7 protein-coding genes and 2 rRNA genes are annotated in these 12,411 nt (G+C 57.4%); 7 read left to right on the top strand and 2 right to left on the bottom strand.

Annotated features, from left to right (window positions below):
* Nucleotides 1-11: 11 nt before the first annotated feature.
* Nucleotides 12-698 (bottom strand): TetR/AcrR family transcriptional regulator, encoded by a 687-nt coding sequence (locus ACEE43_RS07990; protein ID WP_449107147.1) that lies wholly within the window; start codon nucleotides 696-698, stop codon nucleotides 12-14.
* A 151-nt stretch (nucleotides 699-849) separates the two neighbouring features.
* On the opposite strand from ACEE43_RS07990, the gene ACEE43_RS07985 reads away from it, so the two are divergent.
* The 5 genes from ACEE43_RS07985 (at nucleotide 850) to ACEE43_RS07965 (ending at nucleotide 5,392) form a co-directional block, all read left to right on the top strand.
* On the top strand, nucleotides 850-1,515 hold the full coding sequence (locus ACEE43_RS07985; RefSeq protein ID WP_449107146.1) for a DNA alkylation repair protein: 666 nt from the start codon (nucleotides 850-852) through the stop codon (nucleotides 1,513-1,515).
* Nucleotides 1,516-1,553: 38 nt separating this feature from the next.
* The gene (locus ACEE43_RS07980; RefSeq protein WP_449107145.1) at nucleotides 1,554-2,411 is read left to right on the top strand and encodes a uroporphyrinogen-III synthase; all 858 of its coding nucleotides are present in this window, start codon (nucleotides 1,554-1,556) and stop codon (nucleotides 2,409-2,411) included.
* 17 nt (nucleotides 2,412-2,428) lie between these two features.
* Nucleotides 2,429-3,001, top strand: a complete 573-nt coding sequence (locus ACEE43_RS07975) for a DUF421 domain-containing protein (RefSeq protein ID WP_449107144.1) — start codon at nucleotides 2,429-2,431, stop codon at nucleotides 2,999-3,001.
* A gap of 106 nt (nucleotides 3,002-3,107) precedes the next feature.
* Nucleotides 3,108-4,547 (top strand): histidine kinase, encoded by a 1,440-nt coding sequence (locus ACEE43_RS07970; RefSeq protein WP_449107143.1) that lies wholly within the window; start codon nucleotides 3,108-3,110, stop codon nucleotides 4,545-4,547.
* A gap of 35 nt (nucleotides 4,548-4,582) precedes the next feature.
* A complete protein-coding gene (locus ACEE43_RS07965) occupies nucleotides 4,583-5,392 on the top strand; it encodes a LuxR C-terminal-related transcriptional regulator (RefSeq protein ID WP_449107142.1) in 810 nt (269 codons plus the stop codon).
* A 61-nt stretch (nucleotides 5,393-5,453) separates the two neighbouring features.
* Here the strand turns inward: ACEE43_RS07965 and ACEE43_RS07960 are convergent, their stop codons facing one another.
* Entirely contained in the window at nucleotides 5,454-6,437 is a 984-nt protein-coding gene (locus ACEE43_RS07960; protein ID WP_449107141.1) for an LLM class flavin-dependent oxidoreductase, read from the bottom strand.
* Between the two features lie 852 nt (nucleotides 6,438-7,289).
* Here ACEE43_RS07960 and ACEE43_RS07955 point away from each other — a divergent pair.
* Both ACEE43_RS07955 and ACEE43_RS07950 read left to right on the top strand, forming a co-directional pair.
* Nucleotides 7,290-8,818: ribosomal RNA gene (locus tag ACEE43_RS07955) — 16S ribosomal RNA — on the top strand.
* Nucleotides 8,819-9,195: 377 nt separating this feature from the next.
* Nucleotides 9,196-12,288: ribosomal RNA gene (locus ACEE43_RS07950) — 23S ribosomal RNA — on the top strand.
* The 16S and 23S rRNA genes sit together here, the layout of an rRNA operon.
* The last annotated feature ends 123 nt before the right edge of the window (nucleotides 12,289-12,411 follow it).

The following is a 12,411-nucleotide window of genomic DNA, read 5'->3' as shown; positions in this document are numbered from 1 at the left end:
CGGCCCTCTCGTTAGAAGAGGCCGTCAAACAGCGACAGCTGCTCCTGGGGGCTCTTCTTTTTCGGCGCGGGCCGGGTCTTACGGGAGCGAGAATTCCCCTCAAGATAGCTCTGGACTGCCGGTGCGGCGCGTTCAGCCAGTTCATCGGTGCTGAGCGCGACAAGGTGGGGGAGCTGTAGAAGGTAGCGCCCCACGGCTAGCCCCAGAAGTTGGGTACCTAAGAGTTCTGCGGACGCCTCATCCAGGGTGGGTAGCAAAGGGCTAGCTGCGCTGTGCGTAAGGTGTCGTGCTAGAGCATCCTTGATGGTTGGGGTGGCATCAGTTGAGGCCAGCGCTGAACGCACGAGCGCTCTCAGAAGTGGGCCAGTCTCATCTGACTCCCACATCTGCAGGTAGGCAGTTACAAGGGTTACCCCCTGACTGTCGGCACCCGATGCAGGCAGGGCTGGAGCCTTCTCAGCGTGGTCCGCCATCTCATCGAGCAGAGCTAGAAAAAGTGCTTCTTTCGATCCAAAAAAATGTCGAACCAGGGCTGGGTCTACCTTGGCCTGGGAGGCGATAGCTCGAACGGATGCTCCCTCAAAGCCACGTTCAGCAAAAAGCGTTCTCGCGGCGTTGAGGATGTCCTCGCGCGAGCGGGTGCCGCCGCTGCGTCGTCCGCGGGGTGAACTGGAAGGTGTAGAGTTCTGGGCTGCCATGTGCTCAGTCTACCCAAAAATTCCTCATTCGTAGATGAAATTCATCAGATGTAGAATAATATCCTCACCTGTTGAATTATCTAAGATGTTTCAACAGAAGCACCAACCTGCTCCAAGCACTCCGACCGTCACCACCTGAAAGACCCCCCCCATGAATTTCTCTGCCCTGCATGAGACCCTTACATCGGCGTCCAATCCCGTCAATGCTGCCCCTATGGCCGCCTACATGCGCAATCAATTCCCCTTCCTAGGAATTAAAACCCCGCAGCGCCGGGAACTCATCAAACCCCTCCTAGCAGAGGCCCGCACCGAAGCCAAGACCGCAGGAATCGACCGCACCTTCGTCGAGGCCTGCTGGCAGGCCCCGGAACGCGAGTTCCAGTACGCCGCCCTCGACTACCTGCATGCCCTGCGCCGCTACCTTGAACCCGAGGACATCGACTGGCTACGCGAGCTCATCGAAGAGAAAAGCTGGTGGGACACCGTTGACCGCCTCGACACCATGGTCGGCGAGATCCTCTGGCGCAACCCCAACGATGCCCTTATTCTCGACTGGGCGCAGGACACCAACCTGTGGGTGCGCCGCGTAGCTATCGACCACCAGCGCCCCCGTAAGGCCGAAACAAACACCGCCCTGCTCGAAGAAATCATCACCCTCAACTTTGGTTCTAAGGAGTTCTTCATCAATAAGGCCATTGGCTGGTCCCTGCGCGAGTACTCCAAGACCGACCCCGCCTGGGTTGCAGACTTCATCGCCCGCCACGGCACCCGCATGGTCCCTTTGAGCGTGCGTGAAGGTTCTAAGCGTTTGGGATAGTTCTACCGCGTGTTCCACCCCGGCGGTACCCTGGTGTTATGACTTCCTCACCTTCTTCACACCGCGCGTCCGCCGCTCCCGATGCCGGCCTGCTGGTCGGTAAGACCATTGCCGTGACGGCCTCCCGTCGTATTCAGGAGCAGGTTGCTGCTTTCGAGCGGCAGGGTGCGCGTGTGCTGGTGGCCCCCGCCGTCCGTATTGTGCCGGTAGCAGACGACACCGAGTTGCACGCGGCCACCGACCACATTATTGCCCACCACCCTGACGTCCTGCTGGTCACTACCGGTTACGGCCTGAACGGCTGGTTTGATTCTGCCCGCGAGCGCGGTCTTGAGGAGCAGCTGCGGCAGGCTCTTGCGGGGGCTACGATTTTGGTGCGTGGCGCTAAGGGCCGGGGTGCGGTGCGTGGTTTGGGGTTTGAGGACGCTGGTATGGCGGCGCAGGAGCGTACGTCGGCTTTGGTGGATTTGGCGCTGGAGCGCGGTGTTGCGGGTAAGCATGTGGTGGTGCAGCAGCACGGGTCGCCGGATGCGGCGCAGGAGGAACGCCTGGTGGCTGCGGGGGCGCGGGTGACGGCTGTGGTGCCGCACCGGTGGGAGGCTCCTGAGTGTCCTGAGCTGGTGGATGAGCTGATTGATGCCCTGGTGAAATCTGAGCTGGATGCGGTGACGTTTACTGCTGCTCCTGCGGTGACTGCCCTGTTTGAGGCGGCGTCTGCTCGGGGTGTGTTGCCGCAGGTGGTTGAGGCTTTTAAAACGGGAACTATTGCTGCTGCTGTGGGGCCGGTGACGGCTGAGCCTCTTGAAGAGGTAGGTATTGTGCCTGTGGCTCCTGAGCGTTTCCGTCTGGGGGCGCTGGTAAAGGAGCTGACCGCGGCCCTTGCCGCCAGCAGGTAGACGACGAGAGGGGACTAGTGACTGTGTTTGAGCCGCCGCAGGGGTGGGGCCCTGCTCTGATTGAGTATCTGGGTATTGAGCCCTGGCGTATTCCGATTGTGATGCTCTCTGCCCTGGGTATTTACCTGACCTTTTTGGTGCTGGTGCGTATCTTCGGTGTGCGGGTGCTGAGCGGCTGGAACGGTTTTGATGCGGTCATCATCATTATGTTTGGCGCGGTGGCCGGCCGTGTGATTATTGGGCACCCACCGACGCTGGCGTCGGGCATGGTGGGTCTGGGCACGCTCATGCTGCTGGAGAGTATCTTTGGTGCGGTGCAGTCGGTCACCGGTATTCGGCATATCAACCATAAGCCCCGGGTGATTATGGCCCACGGCAAGTTTGTGGTGCGCCATTTGAAGCGCTCGCATCTGGCCCCGGCGGAGGTGTATGCGGCTCTGCGTAAGGCGGGTATTTCGCAGCTGAGTCAGGTGCAGTGCGTGGTGCTGGAGGCTACCGGCCAGCTGTCGATTGTGCGCGAGGGCGTGCAGATTGACCCGCAGTTGCTGCGCGGAGTGGTGGGTGCCGATAAGGTGTTGAAGAAGCGGTGAGGACGCCCGGGGTAGAGCTAGCTCTACCTGGCAGGTGGGGTGCAGGTGAGGTAAGAGTAGAGACCGCCCCACTGTGCTCGGGGGTTTGGCGCGAAAGAATAGAAGCATGACAAGCACCGATTACACCCTGCACGACGCCGCACCTGCCGCACCTGCGGCAGGGAGCCAAGCACCGGCGTCCTTTGACATTGACTCTGCCAAGCAGCCCAAACCCGTCAAGAGCCTGTGGCGCCGTATGGCCAACCCCTTCTATATCTTTACTGCCGGCCCCTGGATTGCCTTTGCTGTGCTGGTGGCTCAGGGCATTGTTGCCTCCCTGGTATCCGGCCTGGCTGCCTCGCTGATTGGGCTCCTGGTTCTGCCCTTCGTTGCGATCGGCTTCGGCGCGTATGAGCGCTGGCGCCTGGCCAAGACCGGCCACGGTGTCGTCGCCAACGGCCACGTGGACTACCCCAAGGCTGGTTTCTTTGAGGGTGCCCTTTTCCGCCTCAAAGAGATTGCCACCTGGCGCGAGGTCGGCTCCCTGGCCCTGACCACTGTCTGGGGCTGGCTCGCCGGTGTCGTCCTTTTCCTTCAGATCATGATGATCGGTGCCGCGGTTGCTGTTGCCTCCTACCTATATGCGGGCAGTAGGCTCTACCTCGACTGGCAGTACCTTTCCCTCTACTCCCAGGGGGAAATGAACTACTACATCGACCAGGGTCTTCTTCCTGCAAGCGGCCAAATCTTTGAAGTTACACCCCAGTACTGGTGGGTTTTCCTGGCAGCTATCCCCGTCCTGCTCATCATCTTTGCCTACGTCAACGGCCTGCTGGCCGCCACCGGCGCTAGCCTCTCCAAGCTCATTCTTTCTCCTCGTCCCGAGGAGCAGGAGCGTCAGCTGGCTCGTCTGACCGCTTCTCGGGCCACCATCGTTGACGCCTTCGAGGGTGAGCGCCGCCGTATCGAGCGCAACCTGCACGACGGCGTCCAGCAGGAACTGGTCAACCTCAACCTGCGCCTTGGCCTGGCCGAGATGGAAGCCAAGAACCTGGTTACTGATACCCAGGACGCCCGCGCCGCCGCCCTGCTCAACCACGTCACCGAGGCCCGCACCCAGCTCTCCCACGCCCAGCAGACCCTGCGCGACACCGTCCGCGGTATCTACCCTGCGGTGCTGGAAGACCACGGCCTCAAGGCTGCCCTAGAAGAGCTGGTACGCCATAGCGTCCTGCCGGTTCACCTGACCTACGACGCTCCTGCCCGCCTGCCCCGCGACCTTGAACGCACCGCCTACTACACCGTCAATGAGGCTCTGACTAATACCCTCAAGCACGCTCAGGCCCAGTTTGTCTCACTCTCTGCCTTCGTGGCGGGGGAGTCTTTGGTGGTTACGGTAGAAGACAACGGTATCGGCGGCGCTGACCCTGCCCGCGGTACCGGACTTGCCGGCCTGGTAGAGCGCGCTGCTGCCCTGGGTGGCACGGTGCAGGTAGATTCCCCTGCCGGTGGGCCCACCCGCCTGACCCTGGCCCTGCCCCTACCCAAGGGCTCAACAACCCTGTAGCGTTTCACGTGAAACGTTGTCACGAAAGGTGCCCCATGCGCATTATCCTCGCCGAAGATTCCGCCCTGCTCCGCCAGGGGCTGACGATGGTGCTAGGAGCGCTGGGGCACTCCGTGCTTGCAGAGGTTGAGGACGCCCCCTCCCTGCTCACCGCCGTTGAGGCAGCAATGGCGGGGGAGGGCGTCGACGCCGTCATCACCGATGTGCGTATGCCTCCCACCCACACCTCCGACGGCCTCAAAGCCGCCCTACAGCTGCGCGAGACCTACCCCGGCCTGCCCATCGTGGTGCTCTCCCAGTACATCACCACCGCCTACGCCCGCGAACTTTTCGCTCGCTCTGCGGCGGGGCTGGGCTACCTGCTCAAAGACAGGGTGGGAGACGTCGAAGAATTCGCCCGCGCCCTCGACACCGTGGTGGCAGGCGGCACCGTCATTGACCCGGACGTCGTCCAGCACCTGCTCGGCGGCACATCCTCTAGCGGGCAGACCGCCGGGCAGGTACGCGGGGCACTGCCGGGCACCGCTGCCGATACTTCCGGTGCGGACGCCCCCGCCCCTTCTTCCTCCCCCGGGGCAGGGGCCGCCGGGGGAGCGTCCGCCCCTTACACCGCCCATGCGGCAGCCCACCCCACCGAGGGTAAGCTGGCCAGGCTCTCCCCGCGCGAACTAGAAATCCTGCGGCTCATGGCGCAGGGGCGATCCAACGCAGAAATCGAAGCTGAACTCTTTATATCCCCGGCCACCGTCGCTAAGCACGTGGGCAATATCTTCGACAAGCTGGATCTGCCCGCCGATACCGGCAACCGCCGCGTCCGCGCGGTCTTGGCTTTTCTAGAGGGATAACTATTTATAAAAGGTGGAACAGGCTCACAGCGAGTGCGAGCCTGCTACACCTTCCTTTGTCCTATTTCTGAATCATGGCCTGCGCCAGCACCTCAAGGCCGCGGTGGGCCTGTTCCGTGCTGGGGGAGAGGTTAGAGATCATCAGCTCGTCGGCCTGCACTGAATGAGCGAAGCGGGTGAGGTAGTCACCTACCTGCTCCGAGGTGCCTATCGCGGTGTAGCGCAGCATATCCAGGATCTGCTGGCCCTGGGGTGAAGCGACCAGCATATCCATCTCATCGTCGGTCATATCGCGGTCATCTAAGCGCATCATGGACTTCACCCGCTGCCGGTGCGCAACCACCTGCTGGGCGCGGGCGTCCTCTTCCGTGTCGGCGGCAATCACATTCGCAGCGGCAATTACGTAGGGCTGCTCAAGCTGCTCTGAGGGGGTGAAGCGCTCGCGGTAGACCTTGATGGCCTGCTCCAGGTGGGTGGGAGCGAAGTGGGAGGCGAAGGCGTAGGGCAGGCCCAGGGCGCCAGCGAGGGAAGCGCCGAAGAGGGAGGAGCCCAGAATATAGAGGGGCACATTGGTGCCTGCGCCGGGGGTGGCGTGCACGCCGGGTACACGGGTATCCCCGCTCAGGTAGCCTGCGAGCTCTTGGACGTCCTGGGGGAAGTTCTCTGCGTCCTGCGGGTCGCGGCGCAGGGCAGCGAGGGTGCGCATATCGGTGCCGGGTGCCCGGCCCAGGCCCAGGTCGATGCGGCCTGGGTACATCTCAGCCAGGGTGCCGAACTGCTCTGCCACAGTAAGAGGGGAGTGGTTGGGTAGCATGACGCCTCCGGCTCCCAGGCGAATAGTTGAGGTCTGGGCACCTACGTGTGCGATCAGCACCGCAGGGGCTGCTGAGGCGATGCGCTGCATGTTGTGGTGCTCTGCGTACCAGATACGTTCATAGCCCAGTTTCTCTGCATGCTGGGCTAGGGCAACGGAGCGCTTGAAACTGTCTGCGGGGCGCTCACCGGGAAAAATCAGGGCAAAGTCGAGCAGGGATAGGGCTGGCATACTGAAACTTCTTTCCGTATATAGGGGTTGTGTATGCCTGGCATAACGGTCAGGAGGGGTGCGATATTCCTTGATAGGGGGTGAAAATGGGCCTTACGGTGGCCTGAGGAAGATTTTTGAGGGATTTTTTGGTGTAGTAGGTCATAGATTTAAGCCATAGACCTGCCTCACTGAATTCTTCTGACTAGGGAAAACATTCTTGATGGGTGTGGTTTTTGGGGTCAAAAAGGGGTGCAAGGACGCCTGTGGCTGGTTTTTGGGGTCATTTTCGACTTGCGAAGTGTTTTGAACCTGCGTAGAGTATTACGAGTCGCCACGGCACAGGGGAAACCCGCCAAGCGACAAAACACCTAGTCACATAGCGAATTCAGGCCCCGGCCGGAACCGAAAAACCTCACCTCAAACGAGTGAGATTTTGAAGTAACAATCCAGCCACAAGCCACTGTGAGGCACAACACGGAGCACCGGGTTGACACACAGAAAAGAAACGCGATAGACTAGACGAGTTGCCCAAGCGGGTAACACAAAAACTGAGAATGACCGATACGAAACACCGGCCAGCATCTGGCTAGGGTTGAGAATGCGGTTTGTTGCTTGAAAACTCAATAGCGTACCAATGTTATAAATAACATTCTTATCGTCCACACTACACACTAGTGTTCACACATGAACACCAGGTAGTGCGGAAATTGAACTGATACCAAATATTTATATAACAAGGTAAGAAACTCTTGGTTTCTTATCTGAATTTGATAATCAATTGGTTTCAGATTCGTCAGCTCGAACCACACCACCCCGTGGTGAATGGTTCGCTAACAATCAGAGACCAGGATCATCAACTACTTCATTTTTCTAACGGAGAGTTTGATTCTGGCTCAGGACGAACGCTGGCGGCGTGCTTAACACATGCAAGTCGAACGATGAAGCCCAGCTTGCTGGGTGGATTAGTGGCGAACGGGTGAGTAATACGTGAGTAACCTGCCTTTAACTCTGGGATAAGCCTTGGAAACGAGGTCTAATACCGGATACGACCAGTTCCCGCATGGGATGCTGGTGGAAAGGGATATGTACTGGTTTTAGATGGGCTCACGGCCTATCAGCTTGTTGGTGAGGTAACGGCTCACCAAGGCGACGACGGGTAGCCGGCCTGAGAGGGTGACCGGCCACACTGGGACTGAGACACGGCCCAGACTCCTACGGGAGGCAGCAGTGGGGAATATTGCACAATGGGCGCAAGCCTGATGCAGCGACGCCGCGTGAGGGATGACGGCCTTCGGGTTGTAAACCTCTTTCAGCAGGGAAGAAGCGAAAGTGACGGTACCTGCAGAAGAAGCGCCGGCTAACTACGTGCCAGCAGCCGCGGTAATACGTAGGGCGCGAGCGTTGTCCGGAATTATTGGGCGTAAAGAGCTTGTAGGCGGTTTGTCGCGTCTGCTGTGAAAGCCCGGGGCTTAACCCCGGGTTTGCAGTGGGTACGGGCTAACTAGAGTGCAGTAGGGGAGACTGGAATTCCTGGTGTAGCGGTGAAATGCGCAGATATCAGGAGGAACACCAATGGCGAAGGCAGGTCTCTGGGCTGTAACTGACGCTGAGAAGCGAAAGCATGGGGAGCAAACAGGATTAGATACCCTGGTAGTCCATGCCGTAAACGTTGGGCACTAGGTGTGGGGGACATTCCACGTTTTCCGCGCCGTAGCTAACGCATTAAGTGCCCCGCCTGGGGAGTACGGCCGCAAGGCTAAAACTCAAAGAAATTGACGGGGGCCCGCACAAGCGGCGGAGCATGCGGATTAATTCGATGCAACGCGAAGAACCTTACCAAGGCTTGACATATACCGGACCGCTCTAGAGATAGAGTTTCCCTTCGGGGCTGGTATACAGGTGGTGCATGGTTGTCGTCAGCTCGTGTCGTGAGATGTTGGGTTAAGTCCCGCAACGAGCGCAACCCTCGTTCTATGTTGCCAGCACGTAATGGTGGGGACTCATAGGAGACTGCCGGGGTCAACTCGGAGGAAGGTGGGGATGACGTCAAATCATCATGCCCCTTATGTCTTGGGCTTCACGCATGCTACAATGGCCGGTACAAAGGGTTGCGATACTGTGAGGTTGAGCTAATCCCAAAAAGCCGGTCTCAGTTCGGATTGGGGTCTGCAACTCGACCCCATGAAGTCGGAGTCGCTAGTAATCGCAGATCAGCAACGCTGCGGTGAATACGTTCCCGGGCCTTGTACACACCGCCCGTCAAGTCACGAAAGTTGGTAACACCCGAAGCCGATGGCCTAACCCCTTGTGGGAGGGAGTCGTCGAAGGTGGGATTGGCGATTGGGACTAAGTCGTAACAAGGTAGCCGTACCGGAAGGTGCGGCTGGATCACCTCCTTTCTAAGGAGCTTCAACATATTGGTTGAGCCACGCCGGACGCGAGTGTCGTTTGGGTGGTTTGCTCATGGGTGGAATGTTAGTTCAGGTGCCTTTGTGGTGCTGATGAGAATGTGTGTAATGCTGGTGCGCTTTTGGGTTTTGAGGTAACAAGCCATGATGGTTTGTTGCTCTCAGGTTCCCGGCATGAGAGTAGTGGTCAGGCGGTTTTGTCTGGTTGCCTCAAGTGGTATCGGGTTGTTGTTTGAGAACTGTATAGTGGACGCGAGCATCTTCGAATTTATTTGAAGAAATCTCAATTCAATTTTTGGATTGTGTTCTTTTGATACTTTTGATTTTGTACTTAGTTAGTCAAGGTTAATATCTTTGATTTTATCTGTGTGTAAGTTATTAAGGGCACACGGTGGATGCCTTGGCACTAGAAGCCGATGAAGGACGTGTGAATCTGCGAAAAGCCTGGGGAAGCCGATAACAGGGCGTTGATCCCAGGATGTCCGAATGGGGAAACCCAGCAAGCCATCATGGTTTGTTACCACCAGCTGAATGTATAGGCTGGTTGGAGGGAACGAGGGGAAGTGAAACATCTCAGTACCCTCAGGAAGAGAAAATAACTAATGATTCTGTGAGTAGTGGCGAGCGAAAGCGGAAGAGACTAAACCTGTGGTGTGTGATACCGGTTGAGGGTTGCATCATGGGGGTTGTGGGAGTACGCATAACAGTTTCAACCAGCTGTTGACGTGATGTTCTAGCATGTAGGTGAACGCCTTGGGATGGGCGACCGGAGAGGGTGAGAGTCCTGTAATCGTAATGTGTTAGACCGCGTGTGTGCCACCCGAGTAGCACGGGGCTCGTGGAATCTCGTGTGAATCTGCCAGGACCACCTGGTAAGTCTAAATACTTTCTAGTGACCGATAGTGAATCAGTACCGTGAGGGAATGGTGAAAAGTACCCCGGGAGGGGAGTGAAATAGTACCTGAAACCGTGTGCTTACAAGCCGTTGGAGCCTTTTGGGGTGACAGCGTGCCTTTTGAAGAATGAGCCTGCGAGTTAGTGTTCTGTCGCGAGGTTAACCCGTGTGGGGAAGCCGTAGCGAAAGCGAGTCTGAATAGGGCGAGTCAGTGGCAGGATCTAGACCCGAAGCGGAGTGATCTATCCATGGCCAGGTTGAAGCGACGGTAAGACGTCGTGGAGGACCGAACCCACTTCAGTTGAAAATGGAGGGGATGAGCTGTGGATAGGGGTGAAAGGCCAATCAAACTCTGTGATAGCTGGTTCTCCCCGAAATGCATTTAGGTGCAGCGTTACGTGTTTCTTGCCGGAGGTAGAGCTACTGGATGGCCGATGGGCCCCACAGGGTTACTGACGTCAGCTAAACTCCGAATGCCGGTAAGTGAGAGCGTAGCAGTGAGACAGTGGGGGATAAGCTTCATTGTCGAGAGGGAAACAGCCCAGACCATCAACTAAGGTCCCTAAGCGTGTACTAAGTGGGAAAGGATGTGGAGTTGCTTAGACAACCAGGAGGTTGGCTTAGAAGCAGCCACCCTTGAAAGAGTGCGTAATAGCTCACTGGTCAAGTGATTCTGCGCCGATAATGTAGCGGGGCTCAAGTACACCACCGAAGTTATGGCAATCTAGTTTTCTAGGTTGGGTAGGGGAGCGTCGTGTATCCAGTGAAGCTGCGGTGTAAACCAGTGGTGGAGGGTACGCGAGTGAGAATGCAGGCATGAGTAGCGAATCACGGGTGAGAAACCCGTGCGCCGGATGATCAAGGGTTCCAGGGTCAAGCTAATCTGCCCTGGGTTAGTCGGGGCCTAAGGCGAGGCCGACAGGCGTAGTCGATGGATAACGGGTTGATATTCCCGTACCGGCGAAAAACCGCCCATACTGATATTTTGATGCTAACTGTGAGAAGCCGTTTGTAACCTGCACCTTCGGGTGTGGGAGCTTGTGGTGGACTGCAGGACCCGATTTTTGGAGGTAAACGTATTAACAGGTGTGACGCAGGAAGGTAGCCAAGCCACGCGATGGTTGTCGTGGTCTAAGCGTGTAGGGTATCCGGTTGTTAAATGCGCCGGTGTTGGCCTGAGACGTGATGGGACCCCGTTTTTGGGGGATTTGGTGATCCTATGCTGCCGAGAAAAGCATCGACGTGAGGTTTTAGCCGCCCGTACCCGAAACCGACACAGGTGATCAGGTAGAGAATACTAAGGCGATCGAGAGAATCATGGTTAAGGAACTCGGCAAAATGTCCCCGTAACTTCGGGAGAAGGGGAGCCTTGAGCGTGACCCACCTACGCGGTGGTGAGCGTGTATGGGTCGCAGAGAATTGGGGGAAGCGACTGTTTATCAAAAACACAGGTCCGTGCGAAGTCGTAAGACGATGTATACGGACTGACTCCTGCCCGGTGCTGGAAGGTTAAGAGGATTGGTTAGCCCCTTGTGGGCGAAGCTGAGAATTTAAGCCCCAGTAAACGGCGGTGGTAACTATAACCATCCTAAGGTAGCGAAATTCCTTGTCGGGTAAGTTCCGACCTGCACGAATGGAGTAACGACTTCCCTACTGTCTCAACCATGAACTCGGCGAAATTGCAGTACGAGTAAAGATGCTCGTTTCGCGCAGCAGGACGGAAAGACCCCGTGACCTTTACTATAGTTTGGTATTGGTGTTCGGTGCGGCTTGTGTAGGATAGGTGGGAGACTGTGAAGCATGGACGCTAGTTCGTGTGGAGTCGTTGTTGAAATACCACTCTGGTCGCTCTGGATGTCTAACTTCGGCCCGTGATCCGGGTCAGGGACAGTGCCTGATGGGTAGTTTAACTGGGGCGGTTGCCTCCCAAAAAGTAACGGAGGCGCCCAAAGGTTCCCTCAGCCTGGTTGGCAATCAGGTGTTGAGTGTAAGTGCACAAGGGAGCTTGACTGTGAGACTGGCAGGTCGAGCAGGGACGAAAGTCGGGACTAGTGATCCGGCGGTACGTTGTGGAACGGCCGTCGCTCAACGGATAAAAGGTACCTCGGGGATAACAGGCTGATCTTGCCCAAGAGTCCATATCGACGGCATGGTTTGGCACCTCGATGTCGGCTCGTCGCATCCTGGGGCTGGAGTTGGTCCCAAGGGTTGGGCTGTTCGCCCATTAAAGCGGTACGCGAGCTGGGTTCAGAACGTCGTGAGACAGTTCGGTCCCTATCCGCTGCGCGCGTTGGAAATTTGAGAAAGGCTGTCCTTAGTACGAGAGGACCGGGACGGACGAACCTCTGGTATGTCAGTTGTACCGCCAGGTGCATGGCTGATTGGCTACGTTCGGGAGGGATAACCGCTGAAAGCATCTAAGCGGGAAGCCTGTTTCGAGATGAGATTTCCTGGTGGTTTTGTGCCATGTGAGGATCCCTATAGATGATGGGGTTGATAGGCCAGGTATGGACGCGGGGAATGCCCGTGGAGTTGACTGGTACTAATAGTCCGAAGGCTTACACTTTTCTGAGTATGTTTGTTTGTTTGCGTCCACTGTATGGTTTTGAGATAACAACCCAAGGGTTGAATCAGCGAGGGGTTCTAGAGCTAACGCTCTAGAACCCCTCGCTTTTTTGTACCCAAAAAC

The organism is Rothia sp. 11254D007BW (genome assembly GCF_053548195.1).
This window is presented reverse-complemented; position numbering and strand designations above follow the sequence as displayed.